A 21,389-nucleotide genomic window follows, 5' to 3' on the forward strand; every position below is an offset into this window, starting at 1 on the left:
CACGCATGTTGTCCCGTCTGATTGAATTTTCCCTGCGCCAACGTGCGCTGGTACTGCTTGGCGTGCTGGCTTTGGCGGGTGCGGGCCTGGCGGCCTTCCTGCAACTGCCGATCGACGCCTATCCGGACATTTCCCCAACGCAGGTCAAGCTGATTATCAAGGCCCCTGGCATGACGCCCGAGGAGGTGGAGTCGCGCGTGATCACGCCGCTGGAGATGGAGTTGCTCGGCGTGCCGCGGGGCGTGATGCTGCGCTCCACGGCCAAGTACGCCATCGCCGACATCACGCTGGACTTCGCCGAAGGCAGCGACATCTACTGGGCGCGTCAGCAGGTGGCTGAACGCTATGCCGGTGTTTCGGGCAGTCTGCCCGACGGCGTCAGCGGCGGGCTGGCACCGATTTCGACGCCGCTGTCAGACGTGTTCATGTTCACCATCGAAGGCGGCAGCCTCACGCTGAGCGAGCGGCGCGCCCTGCTGGACTGGACGCTGCGCCCGGCCCTGCGCACGCTGCCCGGCGTTGCCGATGTCAACGTGCTGGGCGGCGAAGCCAAGAGCTTTGCCGTGGTGCCTGATCGCGCGCGGCTTTCCGCTGCGGGCCTCGGCTTCTCGGACGTCATCACTGCGATCGGCCGCAACAACCGCAACGACGGCGCGGGCCGCCTGGATGCGGGCGAGGACACGCTGATCGTGCGCGCCGAAGGCGCGATCCACACTTTGGACGATTTATCCCGTCTGATCCTGCGCGCGGGGGCCAATGGCACGGCCCCAGTTCGCCTGGGCGACGTGGCCCAGGTGCGCATCGAAGGCGTGACTCGCTATGGCGCAGTCACCCGGGACGGCGCGGGCGAAGCGGTGGAAGGCATCGTGGTGGCGCTGCGCGGGGCCGATGCTTCGGCGCTCGTGAAGGCCATTCGCGCCCGGCTGGACGAGGTGGCTCCCAGCCTGCCGCCCGGCGTCAAGGTGGTGCCGTTCTATGACCGCAGCACGCTGATCGAGCGCGCCGTGGGCACGGTGGAAAGCGCCTTGCTGGAAGCGACGGTACTGGTCGTCATCCTGCTGCTTCTGTTCCTCGGCGAGCTTCGCGCCGCGCTGGTGGTGGCGGTGATGGTGCCTTTGGCGGCGCTGGGTACCTTCTTGCTGATGCGCCTTGTCGGCATGAGCGCCAACCTGATGAGCCTGGGTGGGCTCGCAATCGCCATCGGCATGCTGGTGGATGCTGCCGTGGTGGTGGTGGAAAACGCCGTCAGTCGGCTCGACCCGCACGCGCCCAGTGCGCACCAGCCGCGCCTGCACCGCATATTCGCCGCGGCGCGCGAGGTCGCCATGCCTGTGGCCTCGGGCATCCTCATCATCTGTCTGACCTTCATGCCCCTGCTCACGCTGCAAGGGTTGGAAGGCAAACTGTTTGTGCCGGTGGCGCTGACCATCGTGTTCGCCCTGGGCGTCTCGCTGCTGCTGTCGCTCACGCTGGTGCCGGTGCTGGCCTCGCTGCTCCTCAAGGAACACGCGCACACCGAGCCGTGGGTGATGCGCTGGGCCACGCGCCTGTACCAACCGCTGCTGGAGGCTGCGCTTCACCACCCGCTACGCGCATCGGCGGTCGCTATCGCGGCCCTGGCATTGGGTGTGGTGGCCTACCTCGGCACGGGCAAGGCGTTCATGCCGACGATGGATGAGGGCGATATCCTGCTGCAACTGCAAAAGCCGCCGTCCATTGGGTTGCAGCGCTCGCTGGAGATTGACCTGGCGGTGCAGAAGGCCATCGGTGCGGCGGTGCCCGAGGTGCGGCACAGCATCGGGCGGGTGGGCTCGGACGAGCTGGGGCTCGACCCGATGGGCCTGAACGAAACCGACCTGTTCATGCAGCTCGCACCGCGCAAGGATTGGCATGCAGCCGACAAGGACGCGTTGAGTGCCGAGATACGCAAGGTGATGGATGCCTTCCCCGGCCTGGAATTCGGCTTTACCCAGCCCATCGAGATGCGCATCTCGGAAATGCTCACCGGCAGCCGGGGCGACGTGGCCGTCAAGCTGTTCGGCCCTGATCTGCAAACGCTGGGCGATCTGGCGCAGCGCATGGCCGCTCGCATCGAGAAAGTGCCCGGTGTGCGCGACGTGCTCACCCAGGCCAGCGACAGCGTGGAATACCTGCAGGTGAAGGTGGATGCGCAGGCGGCCGGTCGCGCCGGACTGGCCGTGACGCAGGTTCAGGACGAGCTGCGTGCGCAGCTCGAAGGCGTGCCGGCCGGGCTGGTGATCGAGCCGGACAGGCGCACGCCCATCGTGGTGCGCGGGGATGCCCGGCTGCGCGGATCGGCCGAGCGGTTCAAGGACTTGCAGCTCGCCCGTGGCGATCAGGGCGAGATCCCCCTAGCCTCGCTGGCGCGCATCGCCACCACCGATGGCCCCGTGCTGGTGCGGCGCGAGAACGGTTCGCGCTTCGCGCTGATCCAGTCCAGCGTGAGCGGGCGCGATCTGGTCGGCTTCGTAGATGAAGCGCGCGAAGCCGTGGCGCGCGACGTGCCGCTGCCGCCCGGCTACCGCGTCGAATGGGGCGGGCAGTTTGAGAACCAGCAACGTGCAGCGGCCCGCCTAGGCATGGTGGTGCCGGTGGCCCTGGGGCTGATTTTCTTCGTGCTGTTCATGACCTTCGGCTCGGTGCGGCAGGCCGCGCTCATCCTCGGCAACGTGCCGTTTGCCATGGTCGGCGGCGTGGCAGCGCTGTGGCTGTCGGGGCAGTACCTGTCGGTGCCTGCTTCGGTCGGCTTCATCGCGCTGCTGGGCATCGCCGTGCTCAACGGATTGGTGCTGGTGACGCACTTCAACCACCTGCACGCGCTAGGCCTGCCCATGGAACAGGTGGTGCGCGAAGGTTCGCTGCGACGGCTGCGCCCCGTGCTGATGACGGCTTCCATCACCGCCTTTGGCCTGGTGCCCCTGCTGCTGGCCAGTGGCCCTGGCTCTGAGATCCAGCGCCCACTCGCCATCGTGGTGATTGGCGGACTGGTCAGTTCCACGGCGCTGACCCTGGTCCTGCTGCCGGTGCTGTACCGGCGATTCGGCCAGGCCATCTCCTCACAACAAGGAGTCCACGCATGAACGGATTGAAAGAAGCGCAACTGGTGCGCCTGAATCTGGTGTTTCCACCCACGCTCGAAGACGCCGTCACCGATGCCCTGATGGCCGACCCGGTGCTGCCAGGGTTCACCCTGTTGCACGCCGAAGGGCATACCGGCGACTTCGCGCGCGCGTCCATTCGCGAGAAGGTTCGCGGCCGTGTGGATCGGCGCGTCATCTGGGTGTTGATCGAATACGAACAACTGGAACAGGTCCTGGCGCATCTGCGCCAGCGCATCGCGTCTAGCGATGTCCGCTGGTGGGTGGAGTCGGTGTTGGCAAGTGGAAGACTGGTATGACGAGTAAAAACAAAGGATGCAGCCTGGTACTACCGGCTGGTGCCGTCATGGTGGCTATCGCGGTTTTGACATTTCATCCCGCGCAAGCGCGCGCCGATGATCTCTCCTGGCTACCTGCGCAGGTGCAAGTCGAAGCAGCGATGAAAACCCAGCCGGTCGTGAATGCCGCAGCCGCTCGCTTGGACGCGGCTGCTGCCACGCAAAGCGCCCTTGAAGCCGGTAGCCACGAGTTTGAACTCAGTAGCGGCCTACAACGTCGCAACGTGACCAACGAAGCGCATCGCTACAACGAATGGGAAATCCAGCTCAGCCGTGCTGTTCGCTTGCCAAACAAGGCGCGTCTGGATCGGGAGATCGGCAGCCGCACCCGCGGCGTGGCCGGTATGCGCCTTGAAGATGCCGAGCACCAGATGGCAAGGCGACTGCTGGAAGTCTGGGCCGGATGGCTGCGCAGTTTCATCGTGGCTGACGAGATGCAAGCGCAGGAAAAGTTGCTTATTCGTGAGCAGGAAGCAATGGCCCGGCGCGTGGCCCTGGGCGATGCCGCGCGGCGGGACAGCGACGTTTTGCAAGCCGAACGCGCACTGCTTGCGGCCCAGGTTAGCGCCGCGCGCGATGCAGAACGGGAAGCACGACAGACGTTGGTGATTGAGTTCCCCGGCATTGAGATTCCCGCACGGCCATCCACCCTGCCAGATCCCGATCCCTTGCCGGGCGGGGTACAGGAGTGGCTGGCGCGAATTGTGCGACAAAGCGTCGAAATCGGCATTGCCGATGGAGAGGCGGCTCGCCTTGCCAAGGTGGCCGAGCGCGCTCGCGCCAACCGCACGCCCGACCCCACCGTCGGGGTACGCATGATGTCTGAACGCGGCGGGGCGGAACGTGTCATTGGCGTTGTCTTGACGGTGCCATTTGGCACGGACTATCGCAGTGCAATGGCCGCCACGGAAAGCGCCAACGCGGCGGCCGCAGAGGCCGAGGCGCTCGGCGTGCGGCGCGCGGTGGAGCAAGGTGCGTGGGTCGCCGTGCAAGCAGCGGATAGTAAGCGCACGCAGTGGCAATCATTCACGCAGGCGCTGGCCGCGCAGACCACGGCCAGCAACCGCACGCGGCGGGCTTGGGAATTGGGAGAGGCCCCCTTGGCCGAATACCTTTTGACGCTGCGCAACCTGCGCCAGACACGACTAGCCGAGGCACAGGTTCGCGTCGATGCGCTGCAAGCATCGGCACTGGTGCGTATCGATGCGCATGCGCTGTGGCATTCGAAGGAGGCACATGCCGATGCCCCCCAATGAATTCCGACTACTGGGCAACGCCCCACTATCCAACGCACTATTCGCACCTCGATTCTTAATCACTCATTTAGCGCTACCAGCGGGTGCGGCGCTGATCATCAGCAGTCTATTGATGGATGGCGGTGGGGACTTCTGGGTCGCCGATCATCTCTATCGCTTGCAGGGCAGCCGATGGGCTTTGCGGGATGCCTGGCTAACCAACAACCTGCTGCATCGGGGTGGGAAGAATCTTTCCACCTTGCTGGCAATTGTGGTTGCAGCAACGTGCATCTGGGCTTGGAGAAAAAAACGTAGCAACAATTGCACAGCACACCTACGCTGGCCGCTACTGTATCTTTTTTGTGCGTACGTGATCGCGGCACTGACGGTTTCGGCGCTGAAATCGTTCACTAACATGGATTGCCCCTGGAACTTGGTGCGCTATGGCGGAGCGCGAGTGTTTGTGGGCCTGTTTGAAACACGCCCGCCCGGTATGCCGCGCGGTGTGTGCTTTCCCGCAGGGCATGCAAGTGCCGGATATGCATGGGTCAGCCTCTATTTCTTTACCTTGATGGTTCGTCCTGCCTGGCGTTGGATGGCCTTGGCCGCAGGTTTGATGATAGGTGCCATCTTTGGATGGACCCAGCAGGTGCGCGGAGCCCATTTCCTTTCTCATGACTTGTGGACACTCCTGATTTGTTGGGTCGTTGCCTTGGGTCTTTTCATGGTCTGGCAACGCTGGTTTGTTGGTGGCTCAGGCGATGTCCATTCATCGGGGTTCCAAGCATGAGAACTTTCAAACAGGCTCTCGGTCTGGTGCCGCGATTCAGAACTGCAAACCTCAAGAACCTAAGCCATTGGCGACCACAATGCAGCGTCGAGTGGCTGATCTTGATGACCAGTATTTTCTTTGCACTGGCCTGCAATGGTCTATTTTGGAGTAGCGCCTTAGGCGTCCAGTCCAGTCTACGCATGGGCACATCCGTACTGCTGTTTCTGGTGGGAATTCACAGTCTGCTGTTGAGTTTGGTTGTATGGCGCTGGAATGCCAGGGTTTTACTTGCGGTGCTGTTTGTTGCCTCTGCCCTCGCAACACACTACATGCGCAGCTTTCATATCTACCTCGATTCGAGCATGTTGCGCAATGTTCTAGCCACAGACTTCAAGGAAAGTCGCGAGCTACTGACGCCTGCATTGATTGCTCCACTAAGCCAACTGGCAGTAGTGCCGATTATTTTGCTTTGGCGAATCCGATTGGTCGGGCGTACTTGGCTGAAAGCAACCGTGTGGCGTATGGGATTAATGCTGTTTTCGGCACTGATGATTTCGGTCGGTGTCATGCTGTCATTTCAGGACATGTCCGCACTGATGAGAAATCATCGCGAAGTTCGATACTTGATTACACCGGGAAACTATCTGGTGGGCTTACCGAAGGCACTAAAAGGTTCCTCTATCACGCAGTCCGCCGAAAAGAAAACCATTGGAGCTGATGCCGTTGCAACAGTCAGGCCCGAAGGCAGTCGGCCACGTTTATTAGTCTTTGTCGTAGGCGAGACGGCTCGCGCCCAAAACTGGGGATTGAACGGCTATGCACGCGAAACAACGCCTCAATTGGCTCAGATAGGTGTGATCAATTTCTCCGACATGCACTCCTGTGGAACTAACACCGAGGTTTCTGTGCCTTGCATGTTCTCGTCCTTTGGTCGCCGAAACTACGATGAGGACAAGATTCGTTCACACCAATCCTTACTGCATGTTCTGGAGCGTGCTGGTATTACCACCTTATGGAGGGATAACCAGTCAGGTTGCAAAGGGGTGTGCGATGGTCTCGAAAATCAACGTCTAGGGAACGCACAAAGTCCCTCTTTATGCGTTGATGGTCGGTGTTTCGATGAGATTTTGCTTGAAGACTTACCAGCTCAGGCTCGCAAAATTCCCGGTGATCGTGTGATTTTTTTGCACCAGATTGGAAATCATGGCCCCAGCTACTTTCAACGATACCCAGCAGCGTATCGCAAATTCATCCCAACATGCGACACACCGGAAATGGGGAAATGCACCCGCGAACAGATCGTGAATAGCTACGACAACGCTATTCTCTACACAGATCATTTCCTAAGCCGAGCCATCAAACAATTGCAGGGGCTTTCCGACTACGACACAGCTATGATATTCGTCTCGGATCACGGCGAATCCCTGGGCGAGAAGGGTCTTTTTCTGCACGGCATGCCTTATGCGATTGCTCCACAAGAGCAGACTCGTGTTCCTTTGGTTATGTGGTTCTCTTCAACGTTTACGCAAAGTCGCGGGCTGAATATTGGCTGTTTGAGTGAGCGAGCCCGCTCTTATGCGGATCACGACGCATTGTTTTCGTCTGTCTTGGGGCTAATGCAGGTTAAAACAAGTGAGTACGATAGGAATTTCGATTTTTTCTTTGGCTGTGATGATAAGAATATATAAGAGTTGTTCTCATGAAAGATAAAAAACACACAATCGCAGCTGATTCCATGTCCGCATTCGAAAATAAACAAAAATCTCGCCGAGGAATATTGAGAATTTGGCATGCGTCCCATTACTCAATTCAGGGATTGCGCGCTGGATGGAATGAGCCGGCCTTTAGACTTGAGTCAGTATTTTCCTTTGTGTTGGTCCCATTGGCCTTCTGGTTGGGGCAGGGATGGGTCGAAGTCGCTCTTCTCTCAGGAAGTATCCTTATTTTGATGATTGTGGAGCTACTCAATACTGCTGTGGAATCGGCGATTGATCGTATTGGCCCTCAATGGCATGAGCTATCAAAGCGTGCAAAGGACATGGGAAGCGCTGCCGTGCTGTTAGCCACTTTGCTGACCGGGGGGGTTTGGCTGTCAGCACTCTGGCAAAGGCTGATTAATTAGCCGCGCAAATGAAATTAGACGAATTAAAGTGGAGTGAGCACAATGGAGCTTCGACATCTTCGCTGCTTTCTCATCGTTGCGGAGGAACTTCATTTCGCTCGCGCCGCTGAACGACTACATATCGACCAATCTCCACTTTCACGCACTATCAAAGAATTAGAAGAGGAACTTGGTGCTCGTTTATTCATTCGTACTACCCGAAGCACTCAACTAACCCGTGCCGGGCGACAGCTTTTGGAGCATGTCCCGCGCATTTTTACCGCATTGGATCAGGCCCGTGATGGCGTCAAGTCGGCCACCAACGGATTTTTAGGCCAGTTACGCATTGCCTTGTCTGATGGTGTAACACCCACACGATTGTCAACTTTGCTGGCGCGATGCCGTGAAGAGGACCCTGAAGTTGAGATGCGTCTGTTTGAGGTGCCGCTCGGGCTGCAGATCAAGGGTTTGCATGAAGATCTGTATGACGTAGGTTTTTCGATGGCAGAGGATGGAGGCGATGGTATCTTGGTCACACCTGCTTGGGAAGATGAACTGATGGTAGCGGTGCCAGCCCGCCATCCCGTGCTCGCCTTCAAACAGGTTCCGCTGAAAGAAGTGCTGCGCTATCCGTTGGCACTGGGCGACCCGGCGGTCTGCGAAGGCCACGCGCGGCAGATCGATCGTTTTCTGCGCAAGCTCGATCAGGAGCCGCTGATTGCGCAGCGCGTGGCAACCTTCGACGTGATGATGACGCTGGTTTCCGCTGGCCTGGCTTTGGGCCTAGCGGGCGAGGCGCATATCGCCTCCAGCCGCGAGCCGGGTGTCGTGGCCCGCCGCTTGGCAGGCAAGCCATACATGCTTACGACCTATCTGCTACGCCGCGATGCGGAGCCGTCCGAGATGCTGGCTCGGTTCATCGAGCGTGTGGCCTTCATTGATTCGGCAGACGGTATCGACGCTGCCGACGATGCCTGAACCATCCGACGAAAGGACTGGAATCATGAACAGAGTGATGCTACTGATGCTGACCGTCGCACTGACCGCATGTGGCTCGTCTCAACCTTCGGAAACCGTGGATTTCCTCGCGGCGCATCCCGAGCGCATCAAGGAGATTCAACGGCAATGCAAGGAAGATCGCACAAAAGTCGGTGATGAACTTTGCCGCCGTGCTGCCGAAGCCGCCAATCGGCGTTTCTTCGGTGACCGACCTGAGCAGAAGTCCAAATAGCTCTGTTGTAGTCGCTTCGCAGCGACAAAGTTCTCGCTGACACCTCACTACGCCGCAACGCGCTCCCGTCTGCGGCGTTTTTATTGCCTTCGCTCCTGCAAGAAATCAGGCTTTTTCGGCCTAAATCCCCGCCATAACGGTCTTTGACCGACCTATGCACACGCCTTGATCCTGATGCACGCGGCACGTTGTTGTGCCGTGATTGGAGGCGGGATCATGCAAGGGACGAACGTGCTGTTCGGTCAGATCGCCGTGGTATTCGGCATCGTGATCGCCGGCGTGTGGGCAGCCACACAATGGACAGCCGCCGCCCTGGGCTATCAGCTACGCCTTGGCTCGCCCTGGTTCGACTTCTTCGGTACGCCGGTCTATCACCCGTGGCGGCTGTTCGAGTGGTGGTTCTTCTTCGATGCCTACGCGCCCAGCGTCTTTGACATCGGCGGCGCCATTGCGGGTGGCAGCGGCCTGGTGGCCGTGCTGGTGGCCATCGGCATGTCGATCTGGCGCTCGCGGCAATCGCGCCTGGTCACGACCTACGGCTCGGCGCGCTGGGCGAACGCGGATGACATTCGCAAGGCGGGACTCACGCAGCCGGCCGGCGTGTTCCTCGGCCAGCACGACCGTCAGTACCTGCGGCATGAAGGGCCGGAACACGTCCTGACCTTCGCACCCACGCGCAGCGGTAAAGGCGTTGGCCTGGTGGTGCCGACGCTGCTGTCCTGGCCGGCCTCGGCCGTCATCCACGACATCAAGGGCGAGAACTGGCAGATCACCGCAGGCTGGCGCTCGCGCTTCTCGCATTGCCTGCTGTTCAACCCGACCGATGCGAAGTCAGCGGCCTACAACCCGCTGCTGGAGGTGCGTCGCGGCGCCCATGAGGTGCGCGACGTGCAGAACATCGCGGACATCCTGGTCGATCCCGAAGGCGCGCTGGAGCGGCGCAACCATTGGGAGAAGACCAGCCATGCTCTGCTGGTCGGCGCCATCCTGCACGTGCTCTATGCGGGCGAGGACAAGACGCTGCGCGGCGTCGCCAACTTCCTCTCCGATCCGGCTTGCCCATTCGAGCTGACGCTGCACCGGATGATGACCACGCCGCATCTCGGCTATGGCCCGCATCCGGTCGTCGCATCGGCGGCGCGCGAAGTGCTCAACAAGTCGGACAACGAGCGTTCCGGCGTGTTGAGCACGGCCATGTCGTTCCTCGGCCTGTACCGCGACCCTACGGTGGCCGAAGTCACGTCGCGTTGCGATTGGCGCATTGCCGACCTGATCGCGGCCGAGCATCCGGTATCGCTGTACCTTGTGGTGCCGCCTTCAGATATTTCGCGGACGAAGCCGCTGATCCGCCTGATCCTCAATCAGATCGGGCGACGGCTGACGGAATCGCTCGATGGCTCCGACGGCATCGAGCGCCGCCACAAGCTGCTGCTGATGCTTGACGAGTTCCCGGCGCTCGGGCGGCTCGACTTCTTCGAGACGGCACTGGCCTTCATGGCGGGCTATGGCATTCGCAGCTTTCTCATCGCGCAGTCGCTCAATCAGATCGACAAGGCGTATGGGCAGAACCATTCGATTCTGGACAACTGCCATGTCCGCGTGACGTTCGCCACCAACGACGAACGCACGGCCAAGCGGATCTCCGAAACGCTGGGCACTGCAACCGAGCTGCGCGCACAGCGCAACTACGCAGGCCACCGGCTCGCGCCGTGGCTGGGCCACCTGATGGTGTCGCGCCAGGAGACCGCGCGCCCACTGCTGACGCCGGGCGAAGTGATGCAGTTACCGCCGGATGAAGCCGTGGTGATGGTGTCCAGCGTGGCGCCGATCAAGGCCAAAAAGCTGCGCTATTACGCGGACACCAATTTCAAGCGGCGCGTGCTGCCGCCGCCCGTGCTTGCGGCCGGACGCTATGCCGACGTTCCGCCCTCGCGAGCCGACGACTGGAGCGGGCTGGCGATTCCCGCCGTGCCTGCCGCACCGGCCACTGCACCTACTGATGGCCTGGAGCACTTGGGTTCGGCCGACGACGGCGGACCGCGCCGTCAGCCCGAACTTTCCGAAGCCGTCGCCTACGACCCCGAGCTGGCCGCGTCCGCAGCCGACCTCGGGTTGCTCGATGACGATGACGACCTGCCGCTTCCCCTTCCTCGCCAGCTTGACCCGGCCATGCAGCGCACGGCCCGGCTGGCTTCCCTCGACCCCAACGACGGAATCGAGCTATGAGCCACTACCGCCTCAACCTGTTCATCCAGCCGGAGCATGCCAAGCGTCTGGACGAGCTGGCCGCCAAGAAAGGCGTATCGAAATCCAGCATCGTCGCGGCGGCGCTCGCATCGTGGCTGTCGCCCGATGCTGCCGACCAGCGCGAGGCAGCGATTGCCAAGCGGCTTGATCGCCTCTCGCGCCAGGCCGAGCGCATGGAGCGCGACCAGAACATCGCCATCGAAACGCTGGCGCTGTTCATCCGCTATTACCTCACGGTCAGCACGCCAGTTCCCGAGGCGCACCAAGACGCGGCACGCGCACAGGGCAAAGCGCGCTTCGAGCAGTTCGTTGAACAGTTGGGTCGCCACCTGCTGCGCGGTCGAAGCCTGGTGCGCGACGTGGTAGAGGAACTGCACCCCGACCCGATGCGGATGGATGACGCGGCGGCAGTTGCCGAAGCGCAGGAGCGTGCCTCATGAGCGCCGCGCCTTCGTCCTTCGCCACCTCGCTCGACCGCCGCATTCAGATGCTGCGCACGGCGATGGGGCCGCTGATCGCCGCCGCGCTCGAAGACCCGGACGTGGTGGAAGTCATGCTCAATCCTGATCGCACCCTTTGGGTGGATCGGCTTTCATCGGGCCGCGCACCGATGGGCGTGGAGCTGTCCGAGGCGGACGGCGAGCGAATCATCCGCCTTGTCGCCGCCCACGTTGGCGCAGAAGTCCATCGCGGCCAGCCGCTACTGTCCGCCGAACTGCCCGAAACCGGCGAACGCTTCGAGGGTATCTTGCCGCCCGCCGCGCCAGGGCCGGCCTTCGCGCTGCGGAAGCGCGCCATCGGTGTGATTCCGCTGGAGCGGTACGTCATCGACGGGATGATGACCAGCGCGCAGGCGGGCTTTCTCGTTCGTGCCGTGCGCGAGCGGCAGAACGTCCTGATCGCCGGCGCCACCAGCAGCGGCAAGACCACGCTCGCCAATGCGCTGCTGGCCGAGATCGCCGCCACGGGCGACCGCGTGCTGGTGCTCGAAGACACGGTGGAACTGCAATGCGCGGCCCGCGACCACGTTCCGCTGCGCACCCGCGCAGGCGTGGTGTCGATGACCGAGCTTGTGCGCTCGTCCATGCGCTTGCGGCCGGATCGCGTGGTCGTCGGCGAGGTGCGCGGCGCCGAGGCGCTGGATCTCATCAAGGTGTGGGGCACGGGCCATCCGGGCGGCATCGCCACGATCCACGCTGGTTCCGCGCTGGGCGCGCTGCTGCGCCTAGAGCAACTGATTCTCGAAGTGGCGGTGAACCCGCCCCGTGCGCTGATCGCGGAAGCGGTCAACGTGGTCATCCACATCGCCGGGCGCGGGCGCAAGCGCCGCATCGAGAGCATCGCCCGCGTCGTCGGCTTCGATGGCGTGGGCTACCACCTGGCGGATGCGCTGGAGGCTCCATTCCCGGAGCTGCTGCCGCAGTCCGACTTTTCCTCCCTGTCCCCTGACCACTCTGGAGAACTGCCATGACGCACGTTGATGCTTTCCGTATTTCCGCAAATCCGCTTCCTCGGCCCGCACGGCTGGATGGCCTGGCTCGCCCGGCCATGCAAGGCTTGATGCTCGCTGCCTTCATGCTGCTGCTTGCGGGCACTGCGCAGGCCGCCGGCTCCTCGATGCCCTGGGAAGGCCCGCTGCAATCCATCCTCGAATCCATCCAGGGGCCGGTGGCGCGCATCGTCGCGGTCATCATCATCATCGCCACGGGCCTCGCGCTCGCGTTCGGTGACACGTCGGGCGGCTTTCGCAAGCTGATCCAGATCGTGTTCGGCTTGAGCATCGCCTTCGCCGCGTCCTCGTTCTTCCTGTCGTTCTTCAGCTTCTCGGGCGGGGCCGTCGTATGAGTGCCCCGGACACCTTCGCGGCCGGGTTCGAGGTGCCGCTGCATCGCTCGCTCACCGAGCCGATCCTGCTGGGCGGCGCACCGCGCACCGTGGCGATCGCCAACGGCACCTTGGCCGCCGCTGTCGGGCTGGGCCTGCAACTGTGGATTCCCGGTGTCGTGCTCTGGATCGTCGGCCATTCGCTGGCGATGCGGGGCGCGCGCGTCGATCCGCAGTTCATGGCCGTGTTCGCGCGGCACATCAAGCACCGCCCGCTGCTGGACGTGTAGGGGAGGACGCCGCGATGCTGAACCTCGCCGAATACCGCCAGCGACCGGCCTTGCTCGCCGACTGGCTGCCCTGGGCCGGACTGGTGGCACCGGGCGTCGTCTTGAACAAGGACGGCAGTTTCCAGCGCACGGCGCGCTTTCGTGGCCCCGACCTCGACAGCGCGACGCAAGGCGAGCTGATCGCCACATCGGCGCGCTTGAACAACGCGCTGCGCCGCCTGGGTTCGGGCTGGGCGCTGTTCATCGAAGCCGAGCGCCGGTCTGCCGCCGACTACCCGCACTCCGATTTCCCCGAACCGCTGTCCTGGCTGGTCGATGAAGAACGCCGCGCCGCCTTCGAGGATTCGGGCAACCACTTCGAGAGCGGCTATCACCTGACGCTGGCCTACCTGCCGTCCGAGGAATCCCGTGCTCGGGCCGCGGGCCTGCTGTACGAAAACCGGCCCACCGAAGGCGTGGATTGGCGCGAGCGGCTGCACGCCTTCGTCGCTGAAACGGATCGCATCTTCGACCTGCTCGATGGCGTGATGCCGGAGATCGCCTGGCTTGATGACAGCCAGACGTTGACCTACCTGCATTCGACCGTCTCGACGCGCCGCTACCGCGTCGGCGTTCCCGAAGTGCCGTTCCACATCGACGCGCTGCTGACCGATTCCGCGCTGGTCGGTGGCCTGGCGCCGATGCTGGGCGACCAGCACCTGCGCGTGGTGTCGGTGCGCGGTTTCCCGACCTCGACCTGGCCGGGGATTCTGGACGACCTCAACCGCCTGGGCTTCGCGTATCGCTGGAGTACGCGCTTTCTGTGCCTCGACAAAGCCGAGGCGGAAAAAGAACTCGCCCGACTGCGCCGCCAGTGGTTTGCGAAAAGGAAGAACGTCATCGCGTTGCTGCGCGAGACGATCTTCCAGCAGGAAAGCCCGCTGGTCGATACCGACGCCAACAACAAGGCCGCCGACGCCGATGCTGCCTTGCAGGAGCTGGGCAGCGATCAGGTCGCCTTCGGCTACCTGACGGCGACCGTCACCGTCATGGACGCGGACGCCGCCGTTGCCGACGAGAAGCTGCGCATGGTGGAGCGCGTCATCCAGGGGCGCGGCTTCGTCACCATCCCCGAAACGCTCAACGCCGTGGATGCGTGGCTGTCGTCCATTCCGGGCAACGCATACGCCAATGTCCGCCAGCCCATCGTCTCGACGCTGAACCTGGCGCACATGATGCCGGTGTCGGCGGTATGGGCCGGCCAGGAACGCAATGCGCATCTCGATGGGCCGCCGCTGATCGTCACGCGCACAGACGGCGCCACGCCGTTCCGGCTGGTGACGCACATCGGCGACGTGGGCAACACGCTGGTGGTTGGCCCCATCGGCATGGGCAAGTCGGTGCTGCTGGCGACGATGGCGATGCAGTTCCGCCGCTATCGCGGCTCGCGCATCTTCGCCTTCGACATGGGGCGCTCGATCCGCGCGGCCATCCTGGGCATGGGCGGCGAGCACTACGACCTGGGCGCGGACGACGAGATCGCCTTCCAGCCGCTGGCGCGCATCGACCGAGAGGGCTACCGCACCTGGGCCAGCGAATGGGTGGAAGGCCGCCTGCTGCACGAAGGCGCGGCCGTCGGCCCGGACGAGAAGGCGGCCATCTGGTCTGCGCTGGGGAGCCTGGCCAGCGCGCCGGTGGAGCAGCGCACGCTCACGGGCCTGACGGCCTTGCTGCAATCGAACACCTTGCGCCAGGCACTCGCGCCCTACGTCCTGGGCGGCGCGCACGGCAGGCTGCTGGATGCCGACCACGACCGCCTCGGCACATCCGACGTGCAGGCGTTCGAGATGGAGGAGCTGATGCACAGCAAGGCTGCTGTGCTCGCGGTGCTGCGCTACCTGTTCGCGCGCTTCGAGGAGCGGCTGGATGGTGCGCCCACGCTGCTGATCCTCGATGAAGCCTGGCTGTTCCTCGATGACCCGGTGTTTGCGGCGCGCATCCGCCAGTGGCTCAAGACGCTGCGCAAGAAGAACGTCAGTGTCATCTTCGCCACGCAGTCGCTCGCGGACGTGAAGGATTCGGCCATCGCGCCGGCCATCATCGAAAGCTGCGCGAGCCGGATTTTCTTGCCGAACCCGCAAGCGACCGAACCGCAGATTCGCACGATCTACGAGGGCTTCGGCCTCAACAGCCGGCAGATCGAGATCGTCGCCACTGCGCAACCCAAGCGCGACTACTACTACCAATCCCGCCTCGGCAACCGCGTGTTCGACCTCGACCTGGGGCCGGCGACGCTGGCCTTCGCGGGCGCTTCCACGCCACAAGACCAGCGCGCCATTGATGAAGTTCTTGGCCGCGTGCCGCAGGACGCCGGCGTGCCCGGCTTCGCGGGCGCCTGGCTGCGCCATCGCGGCCTCGATTGGGCGGCAGACCTGCTGCCCTCGTTCCCCGGCCTCACGCCGGATTCCCTCCGTACCGCTGACCACCCCCAGGAGAACCTGCCATGAAAACCCATGCCTCCAAACTCGCCGCGCTGACCGCTGCTTGTGTGCTCGCCTTCGGCATCGCGCAACCCGCGCACGCCTTGTTCGGCGTCGGCGACATCGTGCTCGACCCGACCAATCTTGTGCAGAACACGCTCACGGCGGTTCGCACGCTGGAGCAGATCAACAACCAGATCCGCCAGCTCCAGAACGAAGCGCAGATGCTCATCAACCAGGCGCGCAATCTGGCCAGCCTGCCGTCCAGCGTGGTCGGCCAATTGCGCGCCAATCTGGCGACCACCCAGCGGCTGATCGCGCAGGCCAAGGGCCTGGCCTATGACGTGACGAGCATCGACCGGGAGTTCGCGCGCCTGTATCCCGAGAAGTACGCCGCCACTGTGAGCGGCAATCAGATATACCTCGATGCGCAGGAGCGTTGGAAGAACACGCTCAACGGCCTGCAAACCACCATGCAGATGCAGGCACAGGCGTCGCAGAACCTGAGCGACGACGAAAGCGTGCTGGCCGACCTCGTGGGCAAGAGCCAGTCGGCCGAGGGTGCGTTGCAAGCGATGCAGGCCATGAACCAGTTGCTGGCCTTGCAGGCCAAGCAGTCGATCCAGACGCAGCGGCTTCAGATCACGCAAGACCGCGCGGCCTCGCTGGAGCTAGCGCGGCAAGCGGCGGCCACGGAGCGCGGGCGCGAGGTGACGCGCCGCTTCCTGGGCGAAGGCACGCCGTACACGCCGCAGCCCGTCAATTTCTACAACCGCTGATGGAGGCTGCCATGCAACGCACGCCCATCGTGTTCGCTTTCGCCGTCCATGCGCTTGTGCTGGCCGGCTGTGACCGGCCGCAGCAGGTGCCGGTGAATGCGCTCACCAGCGAACCGGCCCGGCTGCACGCGCTGCGCGCGCAGTGCCGCGCGGGCGAGCACGACGGCGCGCTTTGCGCGCAGGTGGCCCAGGCCGACCTGCGGCGCTTTCTCTCCGGCCAGGCCGGGCCGAATGAGTACCAGACGCTGGCCGACCTGCCGCCGATCCCGCCCAGCTTCGATGAACCCGCCGATGGCAGCGCGGCAATCGCTCTGCCTGGGCAGGAGGACTCGCCATGAACGACGTGACGGTCATCGACCGCTTCCTCGACACCTTCTCGCGCTACATCGACTCGGGCTTTGGCCTGTTGCACGGCGAAGTGGCGTTTCTGACCGCCACGCTGATCGTCATCGACATGACGCTCGCCGGGCTGTTCTGGGCGATGAGCCATGCCACCGGCCAGGGCGAGGACGTGATCGCCAAGCTGATCCGCAAGGTGCTGTACGTCGGCGCCTTCGCCTACATCATCGGCAACTTCAACTGGTTGGCTGGCATCGTGTTCCGCTCCTTCGCCGGGCTGGGCCTGACGGCCAGCGGCTCGACCCTGAGCATGGAGAACTTCCTGCAACCGGGCCGGCTGGCGAAGGTCGGCATCGACGCCGGTGCGCCGATCCTGAAACAGATCGGCGACATGGCGGGCTTCCCCGAAGTCTTCGTGAACATCACGCCCATCGTCGTGATGTTCCTCGCTTGGCTGATCGTCCTGCTGTGCTTCTTCGTGCTGGCGATCCAGCTTTTCATCACGCTGATCGAGTTCAAGCTGACCACGCTTGCCGGCTTCGTGCTGGTGCCGTTCGCGCTCTGGAACAAGACCGCATTTCTCGCCGAGAAGGTGCTGGGCAACGTGGTGTCGTCCGGCATCAAGGTGCTGGTGCTGGCGGTGATCGTGGGCATCGGCTCGGGCCTGTTCGCCGAGTTTCAGGTACAGCCCGCCGAACCATCCATCGACCACTCCGTGGTCGTGATGCTGGCCTCGCTGACGCTGCTGGCCTTGGGCATCTTCGGGCCGGGCATTGCAACCGGGCTGGTGTCCGGCGGCCCGCAGCTCGGCGCAGGTGCGATGGCCGGTGCGGCGCTGGGCGCGGCCGGCGCTGCTGTTGCCGTGGGCGCTGCGGCTACGGGCGTCGGCGGCGCAGTCGCCGCCGGGGCGCGCATGGCGCCCGCAGCCGCCAAGCTGGCCGGTAGCGGAGCGCGTGCCGCCACTGGGGCCGCCAGCAGCGCGCGGTCGGCGTTTCAGGCGGGTTCTGCATCCGCCGGCGGCGGCCTAAAGGGCGCTGCCGCTGGTGTCGGCAATGTCGCCAAGACCGGCGCGCAGGCGACCGGGCAGAAGGTGGCTGAGGGCGCGCGCTCGATGAAGGAGCGTGTCGCCGCCGCCTTCCGGCCCGATGACGCCGGATCGGCGTCAGGGGGCGGTGCCGCACAGGCTGCAAACGAGCCAACCCCATCCACCGCGCAACCCGCCTGGGCCAAGCGCCTGCATCGCAGGCAGCAGCTCACCCATGCCGCGACGACCGCCGCCCACACGCTGCGCGGCGGCGATTGCGGCAGCTCCAGCCAAGGCCCGAGCCTGCGCGATTCCGATTCCTGATCTTCAAGGAGAACTCCCATGCGATTCAAACGACCGCAGGTGCGCTACGCCGATACGCCACAGCCTGCTACTCCGTATCAATCCGCCGCCCAGGTTTGGGACGAGCGCATCGGCTCGGCCCGCGTGCAGGCCAGAAACTGGCGTTTCATGGCCTTTGGCTGCCTCACGCTGGCCGTGCTGATGGCGGGCGGCCTAGTCTGGCGCTCGGCGCAGTCCATCGTCACGCCCTACGTCATTGAGGTGGACAACGCGGGCCAGGTGCGCGCTGTCGGCGAGGCCGCCACGCCCTACAAGCCCAGCGATGCGCAGATCGCCTACCACCTGGGCCGCTTCATCGGCCTGGTGCGCTCGCTGTCCATCGACCCCATCGTGGTGCGGCAGAACTGGCTCGATGCCTACGACTACACGACCGACAAAGGCGCGGTCGTGCTCAACGAGTACGCCCGCACGAATGACCCGTTCGCGCGCATCGGCAAGGAGTCGGTGACGGTGCAGATCACCAGCGTGACCCGCGCCAGCGACACGTCTTTCAACGTGCGCTGGACGGAAACGCGCTTCGTCAATGGCGCGCTGGATCGCACCGAACGCTGGAACGCGGTGATTTCCACGGTGCTGCAAACCCCGCGCACCGAGCAGCGTCTGCGCAAGAACCCCCTGGGCATCTACGTCAACGGGCTGTCGTGGAGCCGCGAACTGGAAGCTAACGAAGGAGCAAAACCATGAATGATCTTTTCCGTAAATCCGCCTTGCCGGTGATGCTTCTGGCTTCGACCGTGCTGTTCTCTGGCTGCGCTACTCAGGGCAAGCCGCCACCGACCATTTCGCTCGATGAGCCGGTGCAGGCCCAGCCGCTGCCGGAGCCACCAAAACCGGTGGAGGTGGTCACGGTGCCGCAGCCGCTCGCGCTGCCGTCGCAGTTGAAACCACTGCCAGAGACCGAGGAGGCCAAGCCCGCGCCGGAACCCGCGGATGAGAAAGTGCGCGTCTCGCGCGCCAATGCCGAGGCCCGTGTCGCGCCCACGCGCGAAGGCTACGTCAACGCGATCCAGGTCTGGCCCTTTACCGATGGCGCGCTTTACCAGCTCTACGCGGCCGTGGGCCGCGTGACGGTGGTTTCGCTGCAGCCCGGCGAGGAACTGGTGACGGTCGCGGCCGGCGACACGGTGCGCTGGATCGTCGGGGACACGTCGAGCGGCAGCGGTGAGGCTCTGCGCGTCAACGTGATGGTCAAGCCGATCCGCTCGGGCTTGAAGACCAATCTGGTCATCACCACCAGCCGCCGGACGTATCTGCTGGAGCTGACTTCGACCGAAAAGACGTGGATGGCGTCGGTGTCCTGGGAGTACCCGAAGGACAAGATGCTGGCCTTGCAGCGCCAGGCGCAGGCGGCCAGCGCCGCCGCCCCGGTCGATAGCGGCCTGTCGCTGGAGAAGATCCGTTTCCGCTATGCCATCAGCGGCAGCAATCCGCCGTGGAAGCCGCTGCGTGCTTTCGATGACGGCGAGAAGGTCTACATCCAGTTCCCGCCCGGCATCGCCCAGGGCGAGCTGCCGCCGCTGTTCGTGATCGGCGCGCAAGGCGACGGGCAACTGGTGAACTACCGATTCCGTGCGCCGTACTACATCGTTGATCGCCTGTTCGGCGCGGCCGAACTGCGCCTGGGCGGGGACAAAGGCGACGTGGTGCGGATTGAGCGCACGGACGGCACACGGAGGAACTGACCATGAGCCAGGACGATTCCCCTGATCTTGCGGCGCAGGCGGGCAAGGTCGCGCCCGAGGCGGTGGCGCTGCGCGCCCAGCCGCGCCCGGTCACGCGCCTGAACCGGCGCACGCTGGCCATCCTCGTCGGCGTCCTGTCGGTCGCCGTGCTCGGGGCCACGATCTGGTCATTGCAGCCGCACCGGCGCGGCACGGGCGAGCAGACCGAGCTTTACAACGTCGATCGCGTCTCGAAGTCCGAGGGGCTGGATGGTCTGCCGGCCGACTACTCGAAGCTGCCGCCGAAGGTGCCCGAGCTGGGGCCGCCGCTGCCGGGTGATCTCGGCCCAGCCATCGTGAAGTCGCAGCAGCCGGTGACGCCGGCCTACGCACAGCCGGGACATGATCCGGCGGATGCATGGCGCAAGGAGGCCGATGCGGCGGCGAACTCGTCGGTGTTTTTCCGCTCGGGCAACCAAGGCAAGGCCACCGCGCCGGTCACGGCGCAAGCCGCTGCGGCTGCGCCCGGCAGCGCCTTGGCGGGCTTCGACCCGCTGGCCGCTGGCCCGGCCTCGACGGCGGCCCAGCCATCCGACCCGACAGCCGTGCAGAACCGGCAAGACCAGAAAGAGGCTTTCCTGAAAGGCGGTTCTACGGAAACCCGCAATTCCGGCAATCTCCAGATGCCGGCCTCGCCGTATCAGGTCATGGCGGGAACGGTGATCGCGGGCGCGCTGGTGACGGGCATCAAGTCCGATCTGCCGGGCGACGTGATAGCCACGGTGACGGAGCCGGTCTATGACACGGCCACTGGCAAGTTCCTGCTGATCCCACAGGGATCGCGCATCCTGGGCAAGTACAACAGCCAGGTGAGCTACGGGCAGAGCCGCGTACAGGTGGTGTGGAACCGCGTCATCCTGCCGGACACGTCCTCGCTGAAGCTAGACAACCTGGCGGGCACTGACCCTGCCGGCTATTCCGGCCTGGAGGATGGCGTCGATTGGCATTGGGATCGCGTCTTCGCGGGTGCGGCGCTGACGACCCTGCTGGGCGTGGGTGCCGAGTTGGCCGCACCGGAAAACCGGCAGGATGGCAACCGCATCGTGATCGCTGGGCGCGATAGCGCGCAGGACAGCATCAACCAGGTCGGCCAAGAGATGACCCGGCGCAACATGAACATCCAGCCGACGCTGACCGAGCGGCCGGGCCTGCCGGTGCGGATCATCGTCAACCGCGATTTTGTGCTGCGGCCGTACCAGCCTATGTTCTTCAACCGTGGAATTGCGAAATGAACACCACCAGGAAGTTGCGGCTTGGGCCGCTGCCCAAGGTCGAGAGCGTCAAGCTGGCCTTTGCGTGCCCGGTCAGCCTGAAAGCCGACCTCGACCGTTACGCCGCGCTGCACGCGCAGGTGTACGGCGAAGCGGTCGATGCCACGACGCTGATCCCGCACATGCTAGAGGCCTTCATGCAAGGAGACCGTGGGTTTCAGAGAAACAGCGCTAGTAAACACGCATTGCAAAACGCTGGTGGAGTAACCATCTCCGGTTGCCGTACGCCGTGAGCTTTTTGGCTATGCGTGACCTAGGTTGCGGGAGTTGGCATCG

The 21,389-nt window shown here is 63.9% G+C and carries 21 protein-coding genes; all 21 read left to right on the top strand.

Annotation, left to right across the window (positions count from 1 at the left end; all coding sequences use genetic code 11):
• The first annotated feature begins 5 nt into the window (after positions 1-5).
• The 21 genes from CDO44_RS06895 (at position 6) to CDO44_RS06995 (ending at position 21,346) form a co-directional block, all read left to right on the top strand.
• Entirely contained in the window at positions 6-3,101 is a 3,096-nt protein-coding gene (locus tag CDO44_RS06895) for an efflux RND transporter permease subunit (RefSeq protein WP_012204573.1), read from the top strand.
• The gene (locus tag CDO44_RS06900) at positions 3,098-3,418 is read left to right on the top strand and encodes a DUF3240 family protein (RefSeq protein ID WP_003056157.1); all 321 of its coding nucleotides are present in this window, start codon (positions 3,098-3,100) and stop codon (positions 3,416-3,418) included. Before CDO44_RS06895 ends, CDO44_RS06900 begins: the two co-directional genes overlap by 4 nt.
• Complete coding sequence (locus CDO44_RS06905) at positions 3,415-4,713, top strand: TolC family protein (protein ID WP_225971084.1); 1,299 nt, start codon at positions 3,415-3,417, stop codon at positions 4,711-4,713. Before CDO44_RS06900 ends, CDO44_RS06905 begins: the two co-directional genes overlap by 4 nt.
• Complete coding sequence (locus CDO44_RS06910; RefSeq protein ID WP_061872682.1) at positions 4,694-5,482, top strand: phosphatase PAP2 family protein; 789 nt, start codon at positions 4,694-4,696, stop codon at positions 5,480-5,482. Before CDO44_RS06905 ends, CDO44_RS06910 begins: the two co-directional genes overlap by 20 nt.
• A complete protein-coding gene (locus CDO44_RS06915) occupies positions 5,479-7,152 on the top strand; it encodes a phosphoethanolamine transferase (protein WP_012204570.1) in 1,674 nt (557 codons plus the stop codon). Before CDO44_RS06910 ends, CDO44_RS06915 begins: the two co-directional genes overlap by 4 nt.
• A gap of 11 nt (positions 7,153-7,163) precedes the next feature.
• Positions 7,164-7,586 carry a diacylglycerol kinase gene (locus tag CDO44_RS06920; protein ID WP_012204569.1) on the top strand — a complete coding sequence of 141 codons (423 nt, stop codon included), beginning with the start codon at positions 7,164-7,166 and terminating at the stop codon, positions 7,584-7,586.
• 42 nt (positions 7,587-7,628) lie between these two features.
• Positions 7,629-8,543 (top strand): LysR family transcriptional regulator, encoded by a 915-nt coding sequence (locus CDO44_RS06925; protein WP_012204568.1) that lies wholly within the window; start codon positions 7,629-7,631, stop codon positions 8,541-8,543.
• 25 nt (positions 8,544-8,568) lie between these two features.
• A complete protein-coding gene (locus CDO44_RS06930) occupies positions 8,569-8,796 on the top strand; it encodes an EexN family lipoprotein (RefSeq protein ID WP_003056142.1) in 228 nt (75 codons plus the stop codon).
• A 216-nt stretch (positions 8,797-9,012) separates the two neighbouring features.
• Entirely contained in the window at positions 9,013-11,022 is a 2,010-nt protein-coding gene (locus tag CDO44_RS06935; RefSeq protein ID WP_012204566.1) for a conjugal transfer protein TraG, read from the top strand.
• Positions 11,019-11,483: a ribbon-helix-helix protein, CopG family gene (locus CDO44_RS06940; RefSeq protein ID WP_012204565.1), complete on the top strand. Its 465-nt coding sequence runs from the start codon at positions 11,019-11,021 to the stop codon at positions 11,481-11,483. Before CDO44_RS06935 ends, CDO44_RS06940 begins: the two co-directional genes overlap by 4 nt.
• Entirely contained in the window at positions 11,480-12,514 is a 1,035-nt protein-coding gene (trbB, locus tag CDO44_RS06945; RefSeq protein WP_012204564.1) for a P-type conjugative transfer ATPase TrbB, read from the top strand. The genes CDO44_RS06940 and trbB overlap by 4 nt, the downstream gene beginning before the upstream one ends.
• Positions 12,511-12,888, top strand: a complete 378-nt coding sequence (locus CDO44_RS06950; RefSeq protein WP_012204563.1) for a TrbC/VirB2 family protein — start codon at positions 12,511-12,513, stop codon at positions 12,886-12,888. Before trbB ends, CDO44_RS06950 begins: the two co-directional genes overlap by 4 nt.
• On the top strand, positions 12,885-13,157 hold the full coding sequence (locus tag CDO44_RS06955) for a VirB3 family type IV secretion system protein (protein WP_003056130.1): 273 nt from the start codon (positions 12,885-12,887) through the stop codon (positions 13,155-13,157). Before CDO44_RS06950 ends, CDO44_RS06955 begins: the two co-directional genes overlap by 4 nt.
• A 14-nt stretch (positions 13,158-13,171) precedes the next feature.
• Positions 13,172-15,643: a conjugal transfer protein TrbE gene (gene trbE / locus CDO44_RS06960; RefSeq protein ID WP_012204562.1), complete on the top strand. Its 2,472-nt coding sequence runs from the start codon at positions 13,172-13,174 to the stop codon at positions 15,641-15,643.
• Positions 15,640-16,395 carry a P-type conjugative transfer protein TrbJ gene (gene trbJ, locus CDO44_RS06965; protein WP_012204561.1) on the top strand — a complete coding sequence of 252 codons (756 nt, stop codon included), beginning with the start codon at positions 15,640-15,642 and terminating at the stop codon, positions 16,393-16,395. The genes trbE and trbJ overlap by 4 nt, the downstream gene beginning before the upstream one ends.
• An 11-nt stretch (positions 16,396-16,406) precedes the next feature.
• Complete coding sequence (locus CDO44_RS06970) at positions 16,407-16,733, top strand: hypothetical protein (RefSeq protein ID WP_012204560.1); 327 nt, start codon at positions 16,407-16,409, stop codon at positions 16,731-16,733.
• Positions 16,730-18,082, top strand: coding sequence for a P-type conjugative transfer protein TrbL (gene trbL, locus CDO44_RS06975; RefSeq protein ID WP_012204559.1), 1,353 nt, complete (start codon positions 16,730-16,732; stop codon positions 18,080-18,082). The genes CDO44_RS06970 and trbL overlap by 4 nt, the downstream gene beginning before the upstream one ends.
• 18 nt (positions 18,083-18,100) lie before the next feature.
• Positions 18,101-18,805, top strand: coding sequence for a conjugal transfer protein TrbF (trbF, locus tag CDO44_RS06980; RefSeq protein ID WP_003056121.1), 705 nt, complete (start codon positions 18,101-18,103; stop codon positions 18,803-18,805).
• Positions 18,802-19,803, top strand: a complete 1,002-nt coding sequence (gene trbG / locus CDO44_RS06985; protein ID WP_003056120.1) for a P-type conjugative transfer protein TrbG — start codon at positions 18,802-18,804, stop codon at positions 19,801-19,803. Before trbF ends, trbG begins: the two co-directional genes overlap by 4 nt.
• Before the next feature lie 2 nt (positions 19,804-19,805).
• Positions 19,806-21,074, top strand: coding sequence for a TrbI/VirB10 family protein (locus CDO44_RS06990; RefSeq protein WP_012204558.1), 1,269 nt, complete (start codon positions 19,806-19,808; stop codon positions 21,072-21,074).
• Positions 21,071-21,346: a DUF2274 domain-containing protein gene (locus CDO44_RS06995; RefSeq protein WP_003056116.1), complete on the top strand. Its 276-nt coding sequence runs from the start codon at positions 21,071-21,073 to the stop codon at positions 21,344-21,346. The genes CDO44_RS06990 and CDO44_RS06995 overlap by 4 nt, the downstream gene beginning before the upstream one ends.
• Positions 21,347-21,389 lie beyond the last annotated feature (43 nt).

It is taken from the genome of Pigmentiphaga sp. NML080357, from assembly GCF_002188465.1.
GTDB lineage: Bacteria > Pseudomonadota > Gammaproteobacteria > Burkholderiales > Burkholderiaceae_B > Pigmentiphaga.